The sequence below is a fragment of the Thermoanaerobacter thermocopriae JCM 7501 genome (assembly GCF_001310975.1).
Taxonomy (GTDB): Bacteria; Bacillota; Thermoanaerobacteria; order Thermoanaerobacterales; family Thermoanaerobacteraceae; genus Thermoanaerobacter; species Thermoanaerobacter thermocopriae.
The window spans coordinates 20206-45334 of the sequence record NZ_BAZY01000018.1 but is presented as its reverse complement, the minus strand read 5'-3'; the positions used below and the strand labels follow the sequence as shown (position 1 = coordinate 45334).

The 25129-nt window shown below is 32.8% G+C and carries 20 protein-coding genes, 7 pseudogenes and 1 other annotated feature; of the genes and pseudogenes, 19 read left to right on the top strand and 8 right to left on the bottom strand.

What is annotated here, in order from left to right:
• Positions 1-28 precede the first annotated feature (28 nt).
• From JCM7501_RS07955 to JCM7501_RS07940, 4 genes are read left to right on the top strand one after another with little or no spacing between them, the layout of a single operon-like run.
• A complete protein-coding gene (locus tag JCM7501_RS07955) occupies positions 29-358 on the top strand; it encodes a cyclic-di-AMP receptor (protein ID WP_012994262.1) in 330 nt (109 codons plus the stop codon).
• A gap of 10 nt (positions 359-368) precedes the next feature.
• Entirely contained in the window at positions 369-806 is a 438-nt protein-coding gene (locus tag JCM7501_RS07950; RefSeq protein WP_028991784.1) for a YaaR family protein, read from the top strand.
• An 8-nt stretch (positions 807-814) separates the two neighbouring features.
• Positions 815-1789, top strand: a complete 975-nt coding sequence (locus JCM7501_RS07945; RefSeq protein ID WP_256201305.1) for a DNA polymerase III subunit — start codon at positions 815-817, stop codon at positions 1787-1789.
• A gap of 2 nt (positions 1790-1791) precedes the next feature.
• Positions 1792-2670, top strand: a complete 879-nt coding sequence (locus JCM7501_RS07940; RefSeq protein ID WP_013149596.1) for a PSP1 domain-containing protein — start codon at positions 1792-1794, stop codon at positions 2668-2670.
• A gap of 120 nt (positions 2671-2790) precedes the next feature.
• Here the strand turns inward: JCM7501_RS07940 and arcA are convergent.
• Positions 2791-4013, bottom strand: a pseudogene (gene arcA, locus JCM7501_RS07935) (arginine deiminase).
• Positions 4014-4151: 138 nt separating this feature from the next.
• Between arcA and JCM7501_RS07930 the strand changes: the two are divergent.
• The 3 genes from JCM7501_RS07930 (at position 4152) to JCM7501_RS07920 (ending at position 6725) form a co-directional block, all read left to right on the top strand.
• On the top strand, positions 4152-4898 hold the full coding sequence (locus JCM7501_RS07930; protein WP_012994267.1) for a tRNA1(Val) (adenine(37)-N6)-methyltransferase: 747 nt from the start codon (positions 4152-4154) through the stop codon (positions 4896-4898).
• Positions 4899-4900: 2 nt separating this feature from the next.
• The gene (rsmI, locus tag JCM7501_RS07925) at positions 4901-5719 is read left to right on the top strand and encodes a 16S rRNA (cytidine(1402)-2'-O)-methyltransferase (protein ID WP_028991781.1); all 819 of its coding nucleotides are present in this window, start codon (positions 4901-4903) and stop codon (positions 5717-5719) included.
• A gap of 136 nt (positions 5720-5855) precedes the next feature.
• Positions 5856-6725: a cation diffusion facilitator family transporter gene (locus JCM7501_RS07920; RefSeq protein ID WP_013149599.1), complete on the top strand. Its 870-nt coding sequence runs from the start codon at positions 5856-5858 to the stop codon at positions 6723-6725.
• Between the two features lie 35 nt (positions 6726-6760).
• Here JCM7501_RS07920 and JCM7501_RS07915 read toward each other — a convergent pair whose 3' ends face one another.
• Complete coding sequence (locus JCM7501_RS07915; RefSeq protein WP_012994270.1) at positions 6761-7012, bottom strand: AbrB/MazE/SpoVT family DNA-binding domain-containing protein; 252 nt, start codon at positions 7010-7012, stop codon at positions 6761-6763.
• 178 nt (positions 7013-7190) lie between these two features.
• Between JCM7501_RS07915 and JCM7501_RS07910 the strand changes: the two are divergent.
• The 8 genes and pseudogenes from JCM7501_RS07910 to JCM7501_RS07875 all read left to right on the top strand — a co-directional run bounded on the left by JCM7501_RS07910 (position 7191) and on the right by JCM7501_RS07875 (position 16000).
• A pseudogene (locus JCM7501_RS07910) lies at positions 7191-7774 on the top strand (nucleoside recognition domain-containing protein).
• A 5-nt stretch (positions 7775-7779) separates the two neighbouring features.
• Positions 7780-8301: a spore maturation protein gene (locus tag JCM7501_RS07905; RefSeq protein ID WP_012994272.1), complete on the top strand. Its 522-nt coding sequence runs from the start codon at positions 7780-7782 to the stop codon at positions 8299-8301.
• Positions 8302-8381: 80 nt separating this feature from the next.
• A complete protein-coding gene (locus JCM7501_RS07900; protein ID WP_028991778.1) occupies positions 8382-9785 on the top strand; it encodes a CCA tRNA nucleotidyltransferase in 1404 nt (467 codons plus the stop codon).
• A 60-nt stretch (positions 9786-9845) separates the two neighbouring features.
• Positions 9846-10077 (top strand) — a binding site (T-box leader).
• A gap of 42 nt (positions 10078-10119) precedes the next feature.
• A pseudogene (gene metG, locus JCM7501_RS07895) lies at positions 10120-12017 on the top strand (methionine--tRNA ligase).
• A gap of 12 nt (positions 12018-12029) precedes the next feature.
• Positions 12030-12797: a TatD family hydrolase gene (locus tag JCM7501_RS07890; protein ID WP_013149604.1), complete on the top strand. Its 768-nt coding sequence runs from the start codon at positions 12030-12032 to the stop codon at positions 12795-12797.
• Between the two features lie 187 nt (positions 12798-12984).
• Positions 12985-14016: a ubiquitin-like domain-containing protein gene (locus JCM7501_RS07885; protein ID WP_028991776.1), complete on the top strand. Its 1032-nt coding sequence runs from the start codon at positions 12985-12987 to the stop codon at positions 14014-14016.
• A gap of 36 nt (positions 14017-14052) precedes the next feature.
• Positions 14053-14874, top strand: a complete 822-nt coding sequence (rsmA, locus tag JCM7501_RS07880) for a 16S rRNA (adenine(1518)-N(6)/adenine(1519)-N(6))-dimethyltransferase RsmA (RefSeq protein ID WP_028991775.1) — start codon at positions 14053-14055, stop codon at positions 14872-14874.
• 69 nt (positions 14875-14943) lie between these two features.
• Positions 14944-16000, top strand: a pseudogene (locus JCM7501_RS07875) (hypothetical protein).
• Between the two features lie 39 nt (positions 16001-16039).
• Here the strand turns inward: JCM7501_RS07875 and JCM7501_RS07870 are convergent.
• The 5 genes and pseudogenes from JCM7501_RS07870 to sigI all read right to left on the bottom strand — a co-directional run bounded on the left by JCM7501_RS07870 (position 16040) and on the right by sigI (position 19484).
• A pseudogene (locus tag JCM7501_RS07870) lies at positions 16040-16275 on the bottom strand (HPr family phosphocarrier protein).
• Between the two features lie 146 nt (positions 16276-16421).
• Complete coding sequence (locus JCM7501_RS14840; RefSeq protein WP_256201304.1) at positions 16422-16661, bottom strand: protease complex subunit PrcB family protein; 240 nt, start codon at positions 16659-16661, stop codon at positions 16422-16424.
• A gap of 288 nt (positions 16662-16949) precedes the next feature.
• Positions 16950-17534, bottom strand: coding sequence for an S-layer homology domain-containing protein (locus tag JCM7501_RS14835; RefSeq protein ID WP_256201303.1), 585 nt, complete (start codon positions 17532-17534; stop codon positions 16950-16952).
• A 143-nt stretch (positions 17535-17677) separates the two neighbouring features.
• The gene (locus JCM7501_RS07860; RefSeq protein WP_028991772.1) at positions 17678-18832 is read right to left on the bottom strand and encodes an anti-sigma factor domain-containing protein; all 1155 of its coding nucleotides are present in this window, start codon (positions 18830-18832) and stop codon (positions 17678-17680) included.
• Positions 18829-19484 (bottom strand): annotated as a pseudogene (gene sigI, locus JCM7501_RS07855) (RNA polymerase sigma factor SigI). Before sigI ends, JCM7501_RS07860 begins: the two are co-directional and overlap by 4 nt.
• A gap of 121 nt (positions 19485-19605) precedes the next feature.
• Here sigI and JCM7501_RS07850 point away from each other — a divergent pair.
• The gene (locus JCM7501_RS07850) at positions 19606-20661 is read left to right on the top strand and encodes an Mrp/NBP35 family ATP-binding protein (RefSeq protein ID WP_012994283.1); all 1056 of its coding nucleotides are present in this window, start codon (positions 19606-19608) and stop codon (positions 20659-20661) included.
• Between the two features lie 22 nt (positions 20662-20683).
• On the opposite strand, the gene JCM7501_RS07845 is transcribed toward JCM7501_RS07850, so the two are convergent.
• Positions 20684-21040: a hypothetical protein gene (locus JCM7501_RS07845; RefSeq protein WP_012994284.1), complete on the bottom strand. Its 357-nt coding sequence runs from the start codon at positions 21038-21040 to the stop codon at positions 20684-20686.
• Positions 21041-21332: 292 nt separating this feature from the next.
• On the opposite strand from JCM7501_RS07845, the gene JCM7501_RS07840 reads away from it, so the two are divergent.
• The 3 genes and pseudogenes from JCM7501_RS07840 (at position 21333) to rsxC (ending at position 25122) form a co-directional block, all read left to right on the top strand.
• Positions 21333-21851, top strand: coding sequence for a hypothetical protein (locus JCM7501_RS07840; protein ID WP_012994285.1), 519 nt, complete (start codon positions 21333-21335; stop codon positions 21849-21851).
• A pseudogene (locus tag JCM7501_RS07835) lies at positions 21852-23347 on the top strand (AAA family ATPase).
• Positions 23348-23787: 440 nt separating this feature from the next.
• Positions 23788-25122 carry an electron transport complex subunit RsxC gene (gene rsxC, locus JCM7501_RS07830; RefSeq protein WP_012994287.1) on the top strand — a complete coding sequence of 445 codons (1335 nt, stop codon included), beginning with the start codon at positions 23788-23790 and terminating at the stop codon, positions 25120-25122.
• The last annotated feature ends 7 nt before the right edge of the window (positions 25123-25129 follow it).

Sequence of the window (25129 nt, the reverse complement as noted above, 5' to 3'; positions counted from 1 at the left end):
AAAATATTTGTTGTAAAGGAGGGTTAACATGAAGCTGGTGTTAGCTATTGTGCAGGACGAAGATGTGAGAAGACTTATGGATGGTTTGACTGAGGGAGGATTTAGCTTTACGAGAATAGCATCTACTGGAGGATTTTTAAGGTCTGGCAATACAACTTTGATAATAGGTGTAGAAGACGAAAAATTAGAAGATGTTATCAGCATAATAGAACAAAAATGTAAAACTCGCGATAGAATAATTACTTCTCCTACGCCTATGGGTGGTGCAACAGACATTTTCCTGCCTCAAGCTGTTGAAGTTACGATTGGTGGAGCTACAGTTTTTGTGTTAAATGTAGAAAAATTTCTCAGGATTTAGGGTGTTTGACATGAGGATTCAAGAAGTGAAATCTCCTAAAATTTCTTCTGATATAAAAAGTGAGTATAATAAGTCTAGAGTTACTAAAAAATTTATTGATACTTTTGATGAAGAAATAGATCAATTTCATCAAGACAAATTAAGTGAGATTTTATCAGAGATAGACAGTGCAGCACAAAAATTAAAAGAGAGTCTGACTTTGCAGGACTTAATTAATTACAAAAAACTTGTAAAGAAGTTTTTGCAAGAAGCGACAAATGGTATGTTAAAATACACAAAAAAAGAATATCTCGACGGAAGAGGAAGGAAGAAAATTTATTCTCTAGTAGAAAAAGTAAATGGTAAACTAGAAAAGCTTACAGAAGAATTTTTAAAGGATTCCAAACACTTAGAACTTTTAAAAATGATAGATGATATAAGAGGATTATTAATAGACATATATTCATAGGTGATAACGTGTATAGAATTTATGGGCATGAAACAGTATTAAATGTTTTTAAAAATGTAATATCTCAAAATAAAATTTCAAAATGCTTATTTGCTTGTAGGAGAAAAAGGCTTAGGGAAAAGATTTATGGCAGAGTATTTTGCATAATGGTAAATTGCAAAAAGGAAACTGAAAAGCCTTGCTTTAAATGTAGCTCTTGCCTAAAGCTAATGGATAAAAATCATCCAGACGTATTTTTTATAGAGCCAGAGGAGAATTCTATAAAAGTTGATACCATAAGATATATAACTAACGAAATTAATATAAGACCTTATGAAGCTAACAAAAAAATTTTTATTATAGACCAAGCTGATAAAATGACTGTATCAGCACAAAATGCTTTTTTAAAAACTTTAGAAGAACCTCCCTTATATGGCCTTTTTATATTGATTGCATCGCAACAACAGAAGCTTCTCCCTACCATCATCTCTCGTTGTAATATAGTTCGCTTTTGTAAGGAAAGCAAAAATACCATAAAGAACTATTTAATATGTGAACAAAATATTCCCGAAAAAGAGGCAGAAGTGTTAGCTCATATTGCTGATGGAAATTTTGATCAAGCTAATAAATTAACTGATAACGAATATTTAAATTTTAGAAAAGAAACGATACAAGAAATAGAAAAAATTCTTACAATTAGGGGATTTGAAGTTATAGAAGAATTTGAATTTTTTGATAAAAATAAAGACAATATAGAAGAAATTTTGAAAATTATGCTTTATTATGTGAGAGATTTGTTTATTTATAAGGTTACAAAAGATGCCTCTTTTATTAAAAATATAGATTTTTTAAATAAAATACAACAAATGGAATCTCAATTGACTATTAATAAGCTCAATAATATAATTAATAAGATAGAACAGTTTAATTCGCAGATTAATTCAAATGTAAACTATCAATTAGCGGTAGAAAATCTACTTTTGGATATGGCAGGAGGTTTATAATTTTGGTTACTGTTGTAGGTGTAAGATTTAAAAAAGCGGGGAAGATATACTATTTTGACCCAGGAGATTTGCCAATAGAAATAGGGGACAAGGTTATAGTGGAAACAATAAGAGGAATAGAATTTGGCGAAGTAGTTGTCGGCATAAAAGAAGTAGCTGAAGAAGAGATTGTGGCTCCTCTAAAAAAAGTAATAAGGATTGCGACGCCAGAGGATGTGGAACATTATTATGAAAACAAGAAAAAAGAAGCTAAGGCTTTTGAGATATGTCTTGAGAAAATACAACAACATGGTTTGGAGATGAATTTAATCGATGTAGAATACACTTTTGATAACACCAAAGTCATATTTTATTTTACTGCTGAAGGCAGAGTAGACTTTAGAGAGTTAGTGAAGGATTTGGCTGCTGTTTTTAGGATGAGAATAGAACTGAGACAAATAGGAGTAAGGGATGAAGCAAAAATCATAGGAGGTTTAGGACCTTGTGGAAGGCCTCTGTGTTGTACCACCTTTTTAGGGGAATTTGAACCTGTTTCTATCAAAATGGCGAAAGACCAAAATTTGTCTTTAAATCCCACTAAAATTTCTGGCATTTGTGGCCGATTAATGTGTTGTTTAAAATATGAACAGGAGATGTATGATAAAATTAAAGCAGAACTTCCAAAAGTTGGTAGCATAATAAGAGTTGGAGATAAAGAAATGAAAATTGCAGAGGTAGATGTGATTAGACGAAAACTCAAAGTGAAAGTGAAAAATGCAGAAGGAATAGAGATAATAAAAGAATATGATCCTGAAGAAGTAGAAGTTATAGAGGAAAGGGAAGAAGAAATTGAAGAAAATTATGAAGGGGAACTAGAAAAAATAGAGGAAATAGAGGAATAAATTTCCTCTATTTTTTATTCTGCTTTTTTAAATAGAAAATACCACTTCCATAAAATATCCCGTGGGTTTATAATGATGTAAGAATACTATTAACTGGTTTTATCATATAAAAACTAAAAATTATTCTCTTAAAAGGGGCATAGTCATACAGCGAGGACCACCTCTTCCCCTTGAAAGTTCTGATCCTTCAATAGGGATTACCTTTATTCCTTCTTTTTCCATTATTTTATTAGATATTTCATTTCTGGAGTAGGCTACAATAACTCCCGGAGCAATAGCTAAAGTATTTGTGCTGTCGTTCCATTGTTCTCTTGCAGAAGTTATTGCATTAAGACCTCCTGTAGGTATTATATCTATTGTGTAAAGATTCAGAGCATTTTTTAATGCAGTTTGCAAATCTTTTTCTTGATTTATAGAGAAACCTTTTTCTTCTTTTATGATGCTAAATACTCTCAAATCGTTTTTTATTCCGGGATAAAACACAAATCTGTTTGTGTCAACCATTGTAAAAACTGTATCTAAATGCATATATGAGCGGTTTATAGGGATTTGCACTACTAATATTCTTTCAACAGAGGAACCTTTTTCAAATAAATTATGGGCTAGTTGTTCTATTGCCTGAGGGGTTGTTCTTTCACTACATCCTACTGCAATAACTTTTTCGCTTAATATCAGTACATCTCCTCCTTCTATGGAGTGAGGGTAACTATCATCATACCACCAAGGAACATTATTTTTTCTAAAAATTTCATGATATTTATAAATGTATTTTAATATCAAAGTCTCTGGCCTTCTAACTGCTGTTTCATAGAACTTATCATTAAGCCACCATCTATCATTGCTCCGGGGTCTCTTGTAAAATAAAGGTTGGGCAGAGGCTTTATATAAAAATAATTGTCTTGGTATATGTATTCTGCTAAACCCATCATAGATTTTTTTATCTTTATTTCATTTAAAGCCAAACCTGCAATTGCTATTTCGGCAACATTGTTTGGAGATTTTTCTTTAAGGAATTCTTTTAAATAGTTATTGATTTTTGGAGAGGTTACTCCGTTTACTTGAAGTAATTCATCAATAAATTTTTCTTTTACATTTTCTTCTTTTAATATTTCTTCTAAAAGGTTTTGCAAATAAAGCACTTGGACGTTATTTTGTTGCAATACTTTTACAAAGTTGTCGTGTTCTTCTTGGATTCTTCTAACCCACGGGATATCATCGAAAAGAAGTTCGGATAAATTTTGTGGGGTCAATCTTTCCAATTCTTTCCCTGGCCTGTGCAAAATGGCCATTTTTAATTTATTTATTTCTGAAGATACGCGGGGAGCGGTAACTACTTTTGTCAACTTTTCCTCCTCCTAATGTTTAAACTCTTTATATAGTATACTGTGCACTACTTTAATTTTCAATACGTATTTAAAAAGTTAATAAAAACTTTTGATATTTGTGATAAAATAAATCGAGAATATTGTAGAGGTGATAGAATGTTGAAAGATGGAGAAAGATTAGATGAATTAAATTTAAAAAATTTAGTTATAATTCAACACAAGGATAAATTTAAATTTGGAATGGATGCGGTATTGCTTGCTAATTTTGTTACTGCTAAAAAAGGAGATAAAATTGTCGATTTAGGGTGTGGAACTGGCATAATACCTATATTAATTGCTGCTAAAACTTATGATACATTTATTTATGGTGTTGAGATACAAGAAGATATGGCAGATATGGCTACAAGAAGTGTAGTTATTAATAATATGGAAAAAAGAATAAAAATAATACAAGGTGATGTAAGAGGGATAGAAAAAACACTAGGATATGAAAAATTTGATATAGTTACTTCAAATCCTCCCTATATGCCAGTAAAAGCAGGGTTTGATAAAAAACGAAAATCTGAAAATATTGCGAGATACGAAATATATGGAGGACTTGAGGAATTTATAAAGGCTGCTTCAAAACTTCTAAAATTTGGGGGAAAATTCTTTATGGTTCATAGAGCAGAAAGATTAGTTGACATATTGTATTTTTTAAGAAAATACAATTTAGAACCTAAAAAATTAAGATTTGTATATCCTTATGTAGATAGTAAGCCCAATCTTCTTCTAATAGAATCTAAAAAAGGTTCTCAACCAGGTTTAAATATATTGCCTTCCCTTTATGTGTATGAAAAAAACGGGGAGTATACAAAAGAAATTGTAGAAATATACTCGAAAGAGAAATTAGAGGAGGGGTAGAAATGGATTATGGTATATTATATCTATGCCCTACTCCTATTGGTAATTTAGAAGATATAACCTTAAGAGTTTTAAAAATTTTAAAAGAAGTTGATATTATAGCTGCGGAAGACACGAGACAAACTCTTAAACTTTTAAATCATTTTGATATAAAAAAACCTCTTACCAGTTACCATGAACATAACAAAAAGACAAAAGGGGCAAAACTTATAGAGGAATTGAAAAAAGGAAAGTCAATTGCTTTGGTTACAGATGCAGGTACACCGGCAATCTCAGATCCTGGGGAAGACCTTGTGAAACTTTGCATAGAAGAAGATATAAAAGTTGTACCATTACCGGGTCCAATTGCTGCAATTACTGCTTTGGTTGCTTCAGGATTAGATACTTCTTCTTTTGTCTTTGAAGGTTTTTTACCAACAAAAAGCAAAGAAAGAAAAATAATACTAAACCGTATTTCAAAGGAAGAAAGAACTATTATACTTTATGAAGCTCCTCACCGTCTTAAGGAAACTCTTCATGAATTGAAATCTTATGTAGCTGATAGAAAGGTTGTTATAGCAAGAGAGCTTACTAAAATCCATGAAGAGTTCATAAGAGGGACAGTAGATGAGGTTTTGGTAAAATTGGGAGATGAAATAAAAGGTGAAATTGTACTAATTATTGAAGGAGCGCAAAAACAACAAGTTGAAGAAAAACCAGAAATATTAGTTCAAAAATACCTTGAGGGAGGAATGGATAAAAAAGAGGCGATTAAAAGAGCTGCTAAAGAATTGGGAATACCAAAAAGTCAAGTGTATAAACTTATTATAGGAAAAAAATAGAGAGTTGGGGATAATTACCATTTTCAATTGAATTTGATTTTCAATACTTTACGTTAATAATATTTGACTATTTTTTAGGAATCAAATATAATGTATATCAATAGGTTAAATTTCAATTGATAATTTGGAGGATGCCATGGATAAACAGAAAGCAGCGTTATTATCTATGATTTCTAATAGCGCATTAATAATTATGAAACTGGTTGCGGGAGTGTTAATGCATTCAATGGTGGTAATTTCGGCAGCTGTAGATTCTTCAATAGATTTAATAGCCAGTATAATTGCTTTTTTTTCGATAAGAGTATCAGTAAAACCAGCAGACGAAGACCATCCTTACGGACACAATAAATATGAGAACATTTCTGGTTTTATAGAGGCTATTTTAATATTCTTTGCTGCTGTACTTATTATATATGAAGCTGTTGGAAGAATAATTGCTGGCACGTATGTAGAGAAATTAGAAATGGGAATTGCAGTTATGTTGTTTGTATCTTTTGTAAAAGGAATTGTTTCATACACTTTGTTTAAAGTATCTAAAAAAGAGAATTCTATTGCTTTAAAGGCAGATGCAACGAATTTATTGACGGATGTATTTACTTCGTTAGGAGTTACTACAGGGCTTGTAATTATAAAAGTTACTAAATTAGCCATTTTAGACCCCATTATATCCATTTTTGTTGCGTTGATTATTATAAAAACTTCATTTGATTTGACAAAGGAAGTTTTAAAAGATTTGACAGATAGCAGTCTACCTGATGAGGAGGTCAAAGAAATAGAGAACATAATAAAAGCTAATCCTGAAGTTACCAGTTTCCATAAACTAAGGACGAGGAAATCCGGCACTAAGAGAGAGGTAGATGTTCATGTGAGAGTAGACAGAAATTACAACATAGTAGAAGCCCATGAGTTATCCCATAAAGTTTCAAAACAAATAATGGATAAATTCCCTGATTCACACGTGATAATCCATATAGAACCGGAAGGAAAAAAAGAAGAGAAAAAATAATAGGAGGATGGAGCCTCCTATTATTTTTCCTGCTATTAGTCTACAGATTTCTTTAACTCTGCAAGGCAATTTTTGCATATATTTTTGCCTTTGTAGTTTATTACATTTTCAGCATTGCCACAGAAAATGCAAGCAGGCTCGTACTTTTTGAGGACTATTTGTTCTCCATCAACATAAATTTCAAGAGCGTCTCTCTCTGCTATGTTGAGTGTCCTCCTGAGCTCAATTGGTATTACTACCCTTCCCAATTCGTCTACTTTTCTTACAATACCTGTGGATTTCAACATTTTTCTCCCCTCCTGAGTTACAAAATTCGACAACTTAACTTCACTTATAATAATACCAAGTTTTGAAAAATAAGTCAACACCTTTTTTGGAATTTTTTAAGGTTAATAACATAAATTTTATTACATAAGAGAAAAGTTTAAAAATGAGGTTTTTTTGGTAATATTGGAGGGATATAATATGATAAATTACATATGGTTTTTTATGATAGCAATAGGAATTTTAATAGGAATAATAAATGGCAGAATGGCAGAAGTATCCAAAGCTATAGTTGATTCAGCCAGAGTGCAGTTACTATTTCGATAGGACTAGTCGGTGTAATGGCTTTGTGGCTTGGGATAATGAAAATTGCAGATAAGTCAGGTCTTACAGATATTATTGCAAAATTGCTAAAACCTATAATCATAAAGCTTTTTTCAGATGTTCCAGAAAACCATCCTGCTATTTTGGCAATAATAATGAATATATCGGCAAATATGTTAGGATTAGGTAATGCAGCGACTCCTTTTGGAATAAAAGCTATGGAATACCTTCAAGAGCTTAATAAAAAAGACAGTGCTTCAAATGCAATGTGCCGTTTTTTAGTGATAAACACATCTTCAGTACAGCTTATACCTGCAGTAATGATTGGAATAAGGGCTTCCTTAGGAGCACAAAATCCTGCGGATTTTGTGATTGTCAGCGTACTTTCAACTAGTACTGCACTTATGGCAGGCCTTATTTTAAATAAACATCTTGAAAAAATGCCTATATTTAAGGAGTGAAAATAATGATAAAAATTATATCTGAATGGATTATTCCCATACTTGTTTTTGTTATTCCTTTTTATGGAATCATAAAAAATGTCAAAGTGTATGAAGTGTTTGTCGATGGGGCAAAAGAAGGAATTTCTGTAGTTATAAAAATATTTCCAGCTCTTGTAGCAATGCTTGTGGCAATAGGTGTATTAAGAGCGTCAGGCGCCCTTGACTTATTGGGGGAATTTTTAATGCCTTTTACAAATAAGATAGGCATGCCACAGGAGCTTGTGCCTCTTGCTTTAATAAGGCCTCTTTCGGGAAGTGGTGCTTTGGGGATTGCAGCTGAGATTATGAAAACTCATGGTGTCGATTCTCTAATTGGAAAAATGGCTTCTGCTATGTACGGATCTACCGAGACTACTTTTTATGTTCTTGCCGTTTACTATGGGGCAGTGGGAATAAAAAAGATGAGACATTCTGTTATTTCTGGAATTTTTGCAGATATTATCGCAATACTTTCTTGTGTATTTTATAGCAGATTATTTTTTTAATACTTGTACACTTTTTCACTTTTGTTATACTATATAATGTAATGTTGTTTTGGCTTTTAACATGAAAGGAATGATTTTTTGTGGCAACAATACCAAAATTAATAAGAAAATTGGGAAAAGAAGCACATAATTTGTATATTGTTGGGGGATACATAAGGGACAGGATTTTAAATAGAGAAGCTAAAGATTATGATTTTGTAGTTCAGGAAAATGCAGAGAAAATTGCCAAATTAGCGGCAGAAAAATTGGGGGGTACTTTTGTGCCTTTTATGGCGGAAAAAGGCACATATAGGGTTGTGGTAGGAGATGAAATATTAGATTTTACTAATTTAAAAGGTGAAGACATATACATCGATTTGGCTCATAGAGACTTTACAATGAATGCTATGGCTATAAAACTGACAGATTATTTTGAATTTGAATATATTATTGACCCTTTTGGTGGCGTGACGGACATAAAAAACAGGAAAATAAAGCATGTTGGTGTGATGACTTTTAAAGAAGACCCTTTAAGGGCTTTAAGAGCTGTGAGATTTGCTGCGACTTATAAATTTGATATTGATGAGGCTACAAAGGCTAAAATAAGAGAAGAAGCAGAGCTTATAAAACAAGTAGCGCCAGAGAGAATAATGAATGAAATTTTTATAATTTTAAAAGAGAAGAATTCTCACAAATATTTAAGAATGATGGAAGATTTAAAACTTATGGAAAATATATTTGAAGAAGTTGCTAAAATGAAAGAAGTAGGGAAGTGCTATTATCACCTTACAAATGCTTGGATACATTCACTAAAGACCGTAGAAGAATACGAAAATATAATAAATTCTATGAGATTTCCCAAAGGCGTATATGATGTAGTGGCGGAATATTTAAATAGAAAACTTTCTTCTGATAACAAAGTAAAAGACATAATAAAGCTTGGTGCTCTTTTTCATGACATAGGTAAACCAGAAGCTTTATACATTGATACTGAAAATAGAGTTCATTTTTATAATCACGAAATAAAAGGTGCTGAAATTGTAAAAAAAATATCTTCAAGAATGAGAATGCCCAAAAAAGAATCTTCTCTGCTTAAAAAACTTGTTCTTTATCATATGAAGCCTTTGATGTACTATGTAAATGGCGGACCAACCAATAAATCTCTTTTTAGATTTTTTTCTGAACTAAAAGATGATTCGATAGCTATCTTACTTTTATCTCAGGCTGATTTTACTGCTACAAGGCTTAATTTAGGCAAAGAGGAAGAGATACCAAAGTTTACAGATTTTATCACCAGACTTTTAAAAAGGTATGTAGAATTTAAAGAAACAGAAAAACCATTACTTTCACCGCTGGATATAATAATAAATTTTGATGTAAAGGATGGGGAAAAATTAGGACAAATCTTGTATGAAATAAGGAAAAATAGATTTTACGGAGAAATCCAAGATAAAAACGATGCGATTGAATTTGTAAAGGAGAGAATGAAAATAGAAAAGGTATAACAGAAAAAGTAGTTGACAATACTTTTTATAAAGGGTATATTAAAGAATAAATAGATATAGTAAAAGGCAATGAAGGAAAGAGTAAAAAGCTTGAACTTTTACAGAGAGTCGGGCGAGGTGCGAACCGATAAAGTTTGGGCTTTTGAAGATGGCTCCGGAGCCGTACTGCCGAAGGCTAGTAGGCTTTACCGGGAACTCCCGTTATAGGGTAAGAGTGTGTTAGCACTCTATGAGGCATGTGCTGTGAGGTGCATGTGAAGAAGGGTGGTACCGCGATAATCTCGCCCCTTATGTGGAGGCGAGTTTTTTATTTACAAAAATGAGGAGGGTGGATATGAAGAAGACTTTTTACATTACAACGCCTATCTATTATCCCAGTGATAAATTACATATTGGTCATTCATATACTACTGTTGCTGCAGATGCGATGGCAAGATTTAAAAGGCTTACCGGATATGATGTCAAATTTTTGACTGGTACTGATGAACATGGGCAAAAAATTCAAAGAATAGCCAAAGAAAAAGGGATGTCTCCTAAAGAATATGTAGACGGGATAGTTGAATGGATAAAAGATTTATGGAAAATAATGGATATAAGTTATGACCAATTTATTCGCACAACTGATAAATATCATGAGGAAATAGTACAAAAAATATTCACGAAATTGTATGAAAAAGGAGATATATACAAAAGTGAATATGAAGGATGGTACTGTACTCCTTGCGAATCTTTCTGGACGGAGTCCCAGCTTGTAGACGGGAAATGCCCAGACTGTGGTAGACCAGTAGAAAGGGTAAAAGAAGAAGGGTATTTTTTTAAATTGTCTAAATATGGGGATAGGCTGTTGCAATATTATGATGAACATCCTGATTTTATACAGCCGGAGTCAAGGCGCAATGAAATGATAAACTTTATAAAATCAGGTTTGGAGGATTTGTTTGTCTCAAGGAGTTCGTTTGACTGGGGTATAAAGGTACCCTTTGACCCAAAGCATGTGATTTATGTTTGGATAGATGCTTTGTCCAATTACATAACTGCCTTAGGATATTCTACAGATAATGACGATGATTTTAAAAAATACTGGCCAGCAGATGTGCATTTGGTAGGAAAAGAGATAATGAGGTTCCACACAATAATATGGCCAGCAATGCTTATGGCTTTAGATTTACCTCTTCCTAAAAAAGTGTTTGGGCACGGCTGGCTTATACTGGAAGGAGGTAAGATGTCAAAATCTAAAGGTAATGTAGTAGACCCTAAAGAGTTAGTTAGTAAATATGGTGTAGATGCTGTAAGATATTTTCTTTTGAGAGAAGTTCCTTTTGGGGCGGATGGAGTGTTTTCTAACGAAGCTTTAATAAATAGAATAAATTCAGACCTTGCTAATGACCTTGGAAACTTGCTGAGTAGGACTGTTACAATGATTGAAAAATACTTTGGAGCATTCTGCCAAAACCTTCACAAAAAGAAGAGGTAGATGATGACCTTATAACTACTGCACAGAATCTGCCGAAAACCGTTGAGGAGTATATGGATAAACTTCAGTTTTCCAACGCTTTAATTGAAATATGGAAATTGGTAAGACGAGCGAATAAATATATCGATGAAACGATGCCTTGGGTTTTAGCTAAAGATGAAAGCAAAAAGGAAAGATTAGGTACAGTTTTATATAATTTGACGGAAGCTTTGAGGTTTATTGCAGTACTTATATCTCCTTTTATGCCCAATACTCCAAAAAAAATCTTCGAGCAGTTAGGAGTAGAAGAGAATTTAACTACTTGGGAAAGCTTAAAATTTGGCCTGTTAAAGGAAGGCACAAAGGTGAAAAGGGGAGAAATTATATTCCCAAGGATAGATGTAAAGAAGGAACTGGTTGCTATAGAAGAAAAAGCAAAGGAAGAGAAAAAGATAGATTACATCACTATTGAAGAGTTTGCAAAAATTCAGTTGAGAGTAGCTGAAATTTTAGAAGCAGAAAGAGTGGAAGGTTCTGACAAACTTATAAAGATGAAGCTTAAAGTGGGAGAAGAAATAAGACAAATTGTGGGAGGAATTGGTCGCCATTATGCTCCTAAAGAGCTTGTAGGAAAGAAAATAATTATTGTATATAACTTAGAGCCAAAGAAACTAATGGGTATAGAGTCTCAAGGAATGCTTTTAGCAGCATCTATCGAAGGAAAAATGTCTCTTCTTACGGTAGACAGGGATATAGAAAGTGGGGCAAAGATAAGCTAAGGAGTGATAAAATTGTTGGTGGATTCTCACGCTCATCTTGAAGATGAGAAATACGACAAAGATAGGGAAGAAATTATTGAAGAATGTAAAAAAGACCTCACATTTTTAATAAATGTGGGGTCTAATCTCTTAACTTCAAAACAGTCCATTGAGCTAGCTCACAACTATGATTTTATATACGCTTCTGTTGGAATTCATCCTCATGATGCACAAAAGGAATTTGACAAAGTGGAAGAAATAGAGAAGCTAGCTTTACAGCAAAAAGTTGTAGCAATAGGAGAAATAGGTTTAGATTATTATTACGATGAACCCTCTAAAGAGTTTCAAAAAGAGGTGTTCACAAAGCAAATAAGGCTTGCAAAAAAGCTTAATCTTCCAATAATAATACACGATAGGGATGCTCATGAAGATATATTAGATATACTAAAAAAGGAGTGGACGAAAGATTTAAGAGGAGTTTTTCACAGTTATTCAGGGAGTGTTGAAATGGCTTTTCAAGTAATTGAAATGAACTTCTACATTTCTTTAGGGGGACCTGTGACATTTAAAAATGCAAAAAAGCCAAAAGAAGTAGCAAAAGCTGTCCCCATCGAAAAACTTTTAATTGAGACAGATAGCCCTTATCTTACTCCTGAGCCTTATAGAGGAAAAAGGAATACACCGGTGTATGTGAAATTTGTAGCAGGAAAAATAGCAGAATTAAGAGGAATACCTTATGAGGAGGCTTCTAGGATTACTGCGGAAAATGCCATAAAACTTTTTAATATCCCTATCAAATAAAAATTTTAAAAAAACAACCTCTTGGTTTTTAGGGGAGGTATTAAAATCCAAAAAGATGCGTATAATATCATTAAGTTTAATTTCACCATAAAAGAAAAATTGTGTATAAAAGTTTGACAAATCAATCTAATTAGATTAAAATTACTTACGACTCCCCTAAATTAAATTTTTAACAGGAGGTTGTTGGATGGATACAGACGATTTTAGAAAGCGACTTGGTGAAATATTTAAAAAACCAGTTGCTCTTCTAACGTTGACTGTCGTACTCCTATTAGTTGTCGGAGCTATAACATACGCAAGCTTAAAAAAGGAAATAACCCTTCAGGATGAAGATAAAAAAATAGTTGTTACAACATTTAAATCAACAGTTAAAGATTTGTTAGAAGAGAAAGGAATCAAACTAAAAAAAGAAGATGTAGTAACACCTTCTTTAGACACTGCTTTAAAAAACGGTATGAAGGTGACTGTCAAAAAAGCAGTTCCTATTACTATCTGTGTGGGTGGAAAAGCAAAAAATATTTACACTGCTGCATCTAATGTAAAAGAAGTACTTCAACAAAATAGTATAACTTTAGGCCCCCAAGACAAGGTAAATATGAGTTTAGATACGCCTGTTTTTAGGTACATGTACATCGACGTTACAAAAGTTACAGAGAAAATTGTTACTCAAGAAGTAGATATACCATATCAAACAGAGACAGTGAAAAATGACAATATGGAAAGAGGGCAAGTAAGAGTAGTTCAACAAGGAGAAGTTGGGAAAAAGCAGATTGTGATGAAAGTTATTTATAAGAATGGCAAAGAGGTAGCAAAAAATATAATAAAAGAGAAGATAATAAAAAATCCAGTTAATCAAATTGTGCATATAGGAACATTAGGAATTTTTACCACTTCAAGAGGGGAGACTTTTAGGTATAGAGAAGTTAGAACTATGGTAGCTACAGCTTATGACAGCAGTGAAGATAGCACTGGTAAAAAACCTGGTGATCCAAATTATGGAATAACAGCTACTGGTATAAAAGCTACAAGGGGAGTAATAGCTGTAGACCCCAGAGTTATACCTTTGGGAACGAAGTTGTACGTAGAAGGGTATGGTTTTGGAATTGCTGCAGATACAGGTGGAGCTATAAAAGGTAATAAAATTGACGTCTATTTTCCAACCCGTGAAGAAGTAATGAGATGGGGAAGACGATATGTTAAAGTTTATATTTTAAAGTAGACAGGGTTTACCTGTCTTATTTTTTGAGGTGGGGCTATGAAAATAAAAGGGGTTAATGTAAAGAAAAAATGGGGACAAAATTTCATGTTTGACAAAAATATTTTAACAAAAATTGTGACTGCTTCGGGAGTTATTCCTGAAGATTTTGTACTAGAAATTGGAACAGGATTAGGGACTTTGACAGAAGAGTTGGCTAAAAGGGTTAAAAAAGTAATTTCTTTTGAAATTGACAGAGAACTTTATGCCGTAGCAAAAGAAAAACTTAACGTTTACGATAATGTAATTATAATAAATGAGGATATAATGAAAGCAGATTTAAATAAAATAGCTAATGAATATTTTGAAGGGAAACCTTTTAAAGTAGTTGCTAATCTTCCTTATTACATAACTTCTCCTATAATAATGATGCTTTTAGATTGTAAATTTGTAAAAGAAATAACTGTGTTAGTACAAAAAGAAGTTGCTGAAAGGATTTGCGCTCTGCCAGGTACTAAGGACTATGGGATACTCACAGTTTTTGCAAATTTTAAAGCAAAACCTAAAATGCTTTTTAACTTACCCCCTGCTGTTTTTGTTCCTCCACCTAAAGTAGATTCTTCTTTAGTTAAATTAGAGATACTGGACGACCCTTTGGTTGAGGTAAAGGACGAAGAGTTATTTTCCAACGTGGTAAAAGCTGCTTTTGGGCAACGGAGAAAAGTCTTGTCCAATGCTTTAAAAACTTTAGGGTTTCCAAAAGAAATTATAGATAAAGCTTTTACTCTTTCAAATTTATCCCCTCAAAGGAGAGGAGAAACTCTTAGCATAGAGGAGTTTGCTGTTTTGGCGAATGTTATTTATGATTTGACAAAGCAGTAATAATAATCCCCCTCTTTTCATAATATATATTGCAAAGTTATATTTAAGATAAATGAGGGGGAAGAATAAATGCCAATAAACATATATAAAAGGTTTTATGTTGTCTTCAATCAAGAAGATAGAGGATGTTCTATTGAGGGAAAGGAAGTTTCAGGTTATTTAAAAGTGGAATTTAGAGGGAACAGAGGAAGAATAACAGCGGCTTTGCAAAATCTCAATCCTGCTTATTCCTATAATGTAAAATTATTGAAAAGTAATGGAGAAGTTACTGTTGTAGATTTTGGAGCAATAAAAGTAGATGATAAAGGGCGTGGTGGAGGAGAATGGACTTTCAATGGAGATGACGTAAAAGATTCGGGAATTAGTTGGGAGGAATTTTCTGTAGCATTTATAGAAGCCCATGATGGCATAAAAACTTTAGTACCTTTGGCATCTGTTATAAACAAAAAAACCACAAACTGGAAGGTTGTTTATAAAAAATATTTATCAAAGGTAAAAGAAGAAGAAACACCAGCAGAGAAGAGTGATAAGAATGATAGAGAAATTAAGCAGGAGGAAACTGAAACTGCGACACCCCAGGGGTGTGAAAGTACGGAGAATGAAACTGAAAAAGGTGAAACTTCACAAAATGTTTTGGAAGAGGTTCAATCTGAGACTCCTGCATTTGAAGAAACTTCTGAAGCATTGACAGATTCTTCTGATACACAACAACCTGAAACTTCTTTTAATTTTGAGGAGGAAGTAGAGGAAGGATATATAAAATATTTAAGAGAATATGTTAACAATATAGTGAGTTTTTTGGAGGAAGTAGAGCCTTTTGAAAAATTTTGAAGGCTATAGATGGTGGAAAGTTAAGACGGGTTATAGGGAGGGAGGTTTTGACCATTATCTTGTGGGATTTGTAAATGATGAAAAGGGTGAATTAAAATATATTGTATATGGAATGCCAGGATTTTTTACTCTTGCAGACCAGCCTTTTGGTGGTATGACGGGATTTGTGGTTTGGAAGCCAGTTAAAGAAAATTTAAGAGGCGCGAGGGATGAGGGATATTGGATTTTGCATATTGATGCGAAGACAGGACAGATTGCAGTGCCTATAGAACCAACTCCACCGCCTCTTATCTAAAATAAAAGCGTAGTCTCTACGCTTTTATTTTTATACTACTTATACTATGAATTCTTTTAAATCTTCTTCTAATTTTTTCAAACTTTCTTCGTCAGTTGTGTGAGGTATTACTGTAAGGACATTTTCTAAATTAAGCTAAAAAGGCCCATTATTGATTTTGCATCTATTACATAGCGGCCAGAAGTCACGTCTATGTCGAAAGGATATTTTGAAGTTTTTTCTACAAAATTTTTGACACTTTCGATGGAAGTCAACTTAATTTTTATTTCTTTCACGGATAATTCCCCCTTTCTGGATTTAACTTTATCGTATATGATTTGTGGACTTTTATCAATTGGCTTTTTTCACAAAAATTTCATGCTTAATTTAGTAATTGTTTTCAAAAATAAGAATCCCTCAAATGAGGGATTTTATTTAGCATTCACTCTAAGTTCATATCAACAAAAACATTTATATTTTTATCTGTTTTAACACTTATTTGTGTAATTTTACCATCATACGTAAAACTTTTTATGTCATAAGGATAAGTTATAGCTTGTATTACAATTGTATCAGGAGAAGGGTCTATATATTTTACTTCAACTTCCAATATGGCCTCCTCTGATGCCTTTGTTATTTGAGCCTTTTGTATATTTACAATATATCCGCCTGTTCGCATCATACCACGCGTTGCAATTATATAAAATATCCCATTTTCTTTTACTAATTTAACAACAGGCTTATCTTTAATAGATTCTACAGCTGATAATACTTTTTCAGGAGGGTTTGTGACTTTTTTTAAGTTCTATAGGAATCACTTCCTCAATTTTATTGTTTAACACTTCCACAAATATTATATTATTTTTGGAATCTAATATTAATCTTATTTGATAGCCGGGCTTTAGATAATCTATTCCTACATACTCATTTCCGTTGTAAACTGGCGCATTTTTTAATACATTAAAGGTTTTTAGCCATCATCAACCTTTACAGTTATGGTATTGCTATCTATCGCATAAATAGAACCAACTACGTCACGGCCATTGAGGTCATTTTGTACACTTTTGTCAAGTCTTTCAAGTAAGACAGCCATTTCTATTCTTTTGATGGATTCGTTTGGCTTGAGTTTTTCTCCATCTCCTTTGATGAGACCATTTTCTACTGCTACGTACATATAACCTATGGAGTCTTTAGGAATTTTATCCCAATCTTTGTAGTTCAAAACTGCATTCATATTTTGCTGAGCTTGGTCTTCCAAGCCTAAAGCGCGAACTAAATATTTTGCTATTTCGTATCTTTTTGCCTTATCATTTGGATTAAACCTTTTTAACTCGTCATAAGTTAATATGCCCTTTTGGTATGCCAGCGTAATAAAGCCTTGTCCCCAACTAAGTTTTGGGCCTTTATACTCTTTAGGTAGTTCACTTATTTTATTAGCTTGTTCTTCATAACCTATTGTCCGTAAAATCATTACTAATGCTTCTAAGTGAGTGACAGGCTTTGAAGGGTTGAATTTTTTGTTTCCAACTCCTTTTATAAAACCTTTTGCATACATTTTTTCAATTGCTTTTAGAGCCCATGTAAATTGCTTAATGTCATCAAAAGAGTATTTTGGCTGGAGTTTAGCATATGCTGTTGTGTAAAACAACAGTGAAAAGATTATAATTATTGAAACAAAAGTCGAGATTTGCTTAACATTTACTCTTTCACCTCCCTAATTTCTTCATTATATTCTTCGTCTTTTTTGTCATCTTTTGGAGGGTAGTTTTTTGTGTCTTTAACATTTTTGTAAGTATTTTCATTAATGGCTTTATCTGAAGTATCTAATTCCTTATCATCAGAAGCTGGTTTTACTTCATTTTTTTCTTTTTGAATAAGAACGTTATTAGTGTTATCGCTTTTTGATCGTGCATTTTTTTCGGTTCCCTTACCTTGCTGGTTAGACTTATTATCGCTATTTTCATCTTTTTTTACTTCATTGTTTTGGCTTTTTACTTCTTTGTCTTTTACATTTTTTATAGTTTGAGTAGTTTTTTCCTTAGAAAGATCTTTTTCAATTGTTTTAAGGATTTTATCTGTAATAACTTTGGATTTAGATGGACTTGGAGAAAGTTGAGGCATAGTCGTTGCTTTTGTTTGTTCATCTTTTTCTTTTATTTTTGCGTAAGCTTGTTTTAATTCTTTAAAAAATTCAGGGCTATTTAATTTATCTTTTGGTATGTTTATTCCTTCACTTTTAGCTTTTTTCCAGAGGATAAGCCTGCCAGGAGAAGTTTTTTCTTTTTTAGCTTCTTCTCTTTGTGCTTCATTGGATTTTAAAGTTTCTATTTGAATATTTGTGTTTATTTTTTTAATATTTTTAACAGCTTTTTCTATTTGTTCATTTATAAATGGCGAATTTTTAATAGGAACAGTAGTAATTATTACTGTATCATCATCTTTTAAAAAGCCTAATTTTTGTGATTCTTCAACCGTTTGATTTATAAAAGTTGTGATGTCAAGCCCTTTATAAGGAAGCTTCTCTAAAATTTTTTTGCCATCTTTATTTAAAGGAAGGACATTTATTATTTTTCCATTTTTGTCTATTGAAATTTCAATACTTGGATTTATATCTACATACACATAAGCGTAAACTTCTGCTGATTTAAAATTGATAATAGTAAATATTAGTACGAGAAGAATAGAAGCGGCTATTAAAATTTTAGCAGTAGGCTTAAAAGCTACAAAATTCTCGTTAAGTTCGATAGTTTCGCCTATAACTACGTTTTGTAAATTTTTAAAACATTTAAATTCTCCTTTTTCAGTCATTACATAAGTTTTATTTTTTTCTTTTTGAACTACAACGGCTTTCATATTTTCTCCACCTCACTTTCGGGCTTATGTATTGTTTTAGAAGAGGTAAATCTTCAGAAATAATTATTACTAGCGCTATTATGTATTTCCTATGCTTTTCTATAGTTTTACGACTTACTTTTAAAATGCTTATTAAATCTTTTATAGGGAGATTCTTTTTGTTTTTTAAATATTCTAGCAATTTGTTATTTTTACAAATTGTATAAGCAATTTTTGTAGTTATTTTTCTGGTGTCTGAGTGTTTAGGAGATTGTTTAACTAAATCATCTAAAGTTATATTGTAAATACTTAGCAAATTTACAAAAGAAATCATTTCTAACTTTCTATTTTCTGCCTCATAGTCAGTGACTTTTTCTACATATAGTTCTAAAGGAATGGTATTTTGCCGATTTTGTCGTAAAAAATCTATAAGTCGCCTTCTAATGAGCATACTTGAGAAGCTTAAGAATGAACCTTTTGTGTTATCGAAACTGTCTATAGCTTCGTTAAAAGCTATAAGGCCTATGCTTAATTCGTCGCTATTTCTTTCATCTATATATCTATTTGTAAATGAAGACAATTGTTTTATGATAAAGGGGGTATATTCTTGAATTAATTTTTCTCTTTCAGAGGGGTCTTTTTTAGCTGCGTATACTCTAGCGTGTATATCCAATTTAACCACCCCACTATATTATTCGCAGTGACAGAATTTTTTTAAGGGTATTCTATTAATAATGATTATATATTATAATATAATATAAATGTCAACAAAAATACCAATGGGAGGTATAGAGTTGCTTACAAAAGAACAAGTATTAAACGCTCTAAGAAAAGTATATGACCCAGAAATAGGAAGAAGTATAGTTGACCTTGATATGGTGAAAAATATTCAAATAGAAGGGGATAAAGTTACAATTGACATAAACCTTACTGTGAAAGGCTGTCCTCTTCAAGATACTATTAAAAAAGATACTATCGAGGAAGTATCCAAACTTGGAGGAGTTTCAGAAGTAATAGTAAATTTAGGTAGCATGACAGAAGAAGAAAGACAAAATTTAGCAAGAAAGCTTAGCGGTGGCAGGAAACCTATATTTGAAAATACGAGAGTAATAGTAGTAGGTAGTGGAAAAGGTGGAGTAGGCAAGTCCACTGTTGCAGTTAATTTAGCGGTAGCTCTTGCCAGATTAGGCTTTAAAGTAGGGCTTTTGGATGCGGATGTGTTGGGATTTAGTGTTCCAAGACTTTTGGGGATTGTGAATGAAAGACCTTACGCGTTGGATGAGCACACTATTTTGCCATTAGAAAGATTCGGGATAAAAGTGATTTCAATGGGCAATTTTATTGACGAAGATACACCTTTAATATGGAGAGGTCCACTTTTGTCAGGAGTTCTTGATCAGTTTTTCAATGATGTATATTGGGGAGAATTAGATTATTTAGTATTAGATTTACCGCCAGGTACAGGAGATATACCTCTTACAGTAATGCAAAAATTGCCTGAGTCAAAATTTGTGCTTGTGACAACTCCACAAGCTTCAGCTTCTCACGTAGCAGGAAGAATTGGTTATATGGCTAAGAAAGTTAATTTAGAAGTTATAGGTATTGTGGAAAACATGTCGTATTTTGAATGTCCTAACTGCCACCAAAGATATAATATTTTTGGTGAAGGGGAAACAGAAAAATTAGCGCAAGATTTAGGAACAGAAATACTTGTAAAGATTCCAATAACGGTTAAGGTCAGAGAGTTAAGCGATGTAGGTATACCACCTGCTCTTGATGATGGACCTGAGGGAGTGCCCTATATTGAGCTGGCGGAAAAAGTTGTGGAGAAAGTAAGGCCTATCAAATAAAAAGCCTCTTTGTGAGGCTTTTTTATTTTGCAAGTTCCTCTTCGGGAATTGTATCAGTTAAGTTTTCAACATATTTTGAGAGGTTTTTTATAACTTCTTCATAAGGCAAACTTTTCTCAAGACGTATAAATTTTAGTCCTTTTTGTTTTGCCTTTCCATAAGAAATACTGCAAAAAGCTTCAGGTACAGTTACTACTACATCGGTTTTTTTGTCAAGGAGGAAATCTACAATAGCCCTTCTTCTTCCTTCTTTTAAAAAGTATCCAGGATTCTCATACTTTTCAATATTTTCTTTTTGTGTATCAAAAATAATTATATATGGCCCATCGGGAAGTTTTTCAACATAGTCCTCCTTTGTTATTGTAGCAGCTATTCTCATACAATTTGCCTCCTTATTTTAAATAAATTCTTCCTAAAAAAATTATACTTCTTTTCATAAGAGAAACAAAATTTGCTCTTTCTTTCGACCCAGCTTCTTCGGTTTTACAAACTTTTATCTGCTCGGTCCAGGTCGTTGCTTTGTGCAAAACAGCCAATCTTTACATCTTCTACATTATGTTAAGTCTCTCATGACCATCTACTGAAATTTATGGTGTACAAAATTTTAGATATTGTACTTAGTATATATTCTATGATATAATACAGTATATCATAAACGAGGAGTGAGAGTTTTGTTCAAAGGAATAAAGTGGCAGATTGTTTTGGTAACTTTTGTAGTAGTTTTTGGGTTTTTATTTGCTAGTTTTCAATTGTATCAAAATAAAATTTTGCCTGATAAAATTTCAAAAGATGTAAGTACGGTTAAATTTGTTAAAATGGTAACAATTTCAACTGATAATAATGGGTATATTATGAAAGTTAGACTAGGAGAAGTAGAAAATTTAATGGAAACTTATAAAGAAATAGAAAATAAGGTAAATAAATATCCTGTTAAGATAAATATTTTACTTATTGACAATCCTAATGAAAAATTAAATAATGTTTATTATAACTCTCAGTTTTCAATTTACGAAGGTATACAAAAAGGCGATTATATGAAAATGTATGATACAATAAGAGAAATTTCAAGTAAAAATGGTGTAAAGGCTTTTGTATATATTGATAAGCAAAATATTTATTTAAATTTAAGAGATGGTTCTCATTATTTATATAAAATAATACCGCGTGAGGCTTACAAGGGGGAAAGCTAAATGGTTAAAGAAATTTTACTGGGAATAACTATTGCGTTTACGATATTTGCAGCTTTTCTTGGTATAAATGTTACTCCTTTACTGCTTCTAGCAGGTATTTTTTTACTTTTTGATTATATAATAGAAAACAAAGGAATAATATCTGGAAGCAAGAATATTATTAAACCTGAATCGGAGATTTCTTTTGAAGACATCGGGGGACAAAGCACTGCTATCGCAGAACTAAAAGAGGCACTGGATTTTGTAATAAATAGAGAGAAAATATCTAAAATGGGTATACGACCTATCAAAGGGATATTACTTACAGGACCTCCTGGAACCGGTAAAACTTTATTAGCAAAAGCAGCTGCAAAATATACAAATTCGAGCTTTATAGCTACTTCGGGTAGTGAATTTATAGAAATGTATGCAGGGGTTGGTGCTCAAAGAGTTAGAAACCTATTTAAAACGGCAAAAAATATTGCTCGAAAAGAAGGAAAAAACAGTGCAATAATCTTTATTGATGAAATTGATATATTAGGAGTTAAAAGAGGAACTAACGAAAGCCATCATGAATACGACCAGACCCTTAATCAATTGTTGGTGGAAATGGATGGAATTAAAAGCGATGGAGAGGTAAATATTTTAGTAATTGCTGCAACAAACAGGCCGGATTTATTAGATCCTGCCTTTTGAGACCTGGCAGATTTGACAGGGAAGTGGTTGTGGATTTACCAGATAAAAGTGGAAGGCTGCAAATTCTCAAAATTCACACTAAAAACAAGCCTTTAGGAGAAGATGTTAATCTTGAGGCTATAGCTGAAAACACCTTTGGATTTTCAGGAGCACATTTGGAGAGCCTGTGCAACGAAGCAGCGATTCTTGCTATGAGAGACAACTCTGATGTTATTTTGCAAAAACATTTTGTAGAAGCGGTGGACAAGGTTATACTAGGAGAAAAAAGTGACCGTAAACCTACGGAAGAAGAAATATTTAGAGTTTCTGTACACGAAGCTGGGCATGCAATAATAAGCGAAATGGTAAATCCAGGCTCTGTTGCAACAGTTACTATTGTTCCAAGAGGAAAAGCTCTTGGATTTGTAAGACATTTTGATAAAGAGGATTCCCTTATTTATACTAAAGAACAATTAGAGAAGGACATAATGATAGCCCTTGGAGGGACAGTAGCGGAACTTTTGATTTTAGGTGGTAGAAGTACAGGCTCTGCCAATGATTTTGAACAAGCAGTTGATATTGCAAAAAAGATGGTATATACTGGTTTGTCTGATTTGGGTATAGTCAGCAGAGAGGATGTTCCTAAAGATAAAGTCAATGAGGAAGTAAACAAAATCATTAAAGAGCAGGAAAAAAAGGTTCAAAAAATGTTGGAGGAAAAACTTGAGTATTTAGAAAAAATTGCAAATATTTTAAGAAAAGAAGAAACTATGTCAGGTGAGAAATTGAGGGAGCTCATAGGTCATTCTAACTTCTGCAAAAATTATACATTTAGCTTTTAGAAGCTTTGCGATATAATTGGTAATATTTATTAGAGCAACAGAATAACCAAGCTATTTTTTTGTAAAGAATTTTCTCCATATAGTTTATTTCAGTTTGTTAACAAAATATTATCATTGTTGGCATTTTGTATCGTTTGCTCCGGTGATATCGCAGACTAAACTAGCACTCGCCCTCGGGCTCAAGCGGGGTTTCGGGCACATTCGTCATCCTTGACTTAGTGCCTGCTTCTGGTTTTGTAAAATTTAAATTTTCTTGTTATGTGAAATAAAATATTATAAAATATTCTTTAGGGCCAATAAAATACTTAAAAATTTAAGTATATATAATTGTGTAAAAATGCAGGCTTAAATGGATAAGGGATTGATGGAGGTGTTAGAAGAAAGATAAATAAGCTGGGAAGGACTTTACAAGAGAATAATAAAAAGAGGTGAAGAAAAGAATGAAGTTAGAAAATCTCACATTTAAGGGTGGGGTAACCGTACCACATCATAAGGATTTAACTGAAGGCCTTCCTATAGAAAGAGCAAGGGAACCCGAAGTAGTTTATATTCCATTGCATCAACATGCGGGAGCACCTTGTGAACCTTTAGTGAAAGTAGGAGATACTGTAAAAGTAGGTCAAAAGATTGGGCAATCTGATGCATTTGTATCTGCTCCGGTACATTCATCTGTCTCGGGCATAGTTAAAGACATTACGACTATGTTTATACCTACTGGTCAAAGGGTTAAATGTGTAATTATAGAATCAGATGGAAAGAATGAGCTAGACGAGTCTGTAAAACCAAAAGGAAGCCTGGAAGATTTATCTCCTAAAGAAATTATTGAGATAATTAGAGAGGCTGGTATTACAGGAATGGGAGGAGCTGGATTCCCAACTCATGTCAAATTATCACCTCCTTCTGACAAAAAAATCGATACTATTCTTGTAAATGGGGCAGAGTGTGAACCTTATTTAACAACTGACCACAGATTAATGGTTGAATATCCTGAAAAAATAGTATTTGGTTTAAAAGCAATTATGAAAGCAGTAGGAGTAGAAAGAGGAATCATTGGAGTAGAGAAAAATAAACCCGATGCCATATTGGCTTTAAGAGAGGCAAGTAAAAATGAGAAAAACATTCGAATAGCAACTTTAAAGGTGAAATATCCTCAAGGGGATGAGAAAAGATTAATTAATGCTATATTAAGGCGAATTGTCCCGTCTGGCGGATTGCCAATGGACGTAGGAGTTATAGTGGTCAATGCCGCTACTACTAAAGCAGTAGCTGATGCGATATTAGAAGGGAAACCTTTATATGAAAGAGTGACTACGATTACAGGCCGTGGAATTAAAGAACCAAAAAATCTTCTTGTTAAAATAGGAACGCCTCTTAAAGATTTGATAGAACAATGTGGAGGGTTTACTGAAGGATCTCCAGGCAAGATTATCAGTGGCGGACCTATGATGGGAATAGCTCAACATTCTCTAGATGTACCGATTATAAAGGGGACTGGTGGAATATTGATATTGACAAAAGAGGAGGCAAGACCACAGCAAGTACTACCATGTATTAAATGTGGTAAATGTGTTGAGGTATGTCCTGTAAACTTACTACCATTGTATATAAGTAGCTATTCTCTCAAGAAAAATTTTGAAAAGGCAGAAGAATACAATGCACTTGATTGTGTTGAATGTGGATCATGTTCTTATATATGTCCTGCTAAAAGACCTTTGGCAGAATCTATAAGACTAGCAAAAAGAGAGATAATTGCTAGAAAAAGAAATCTTAAATAGGTAGGAG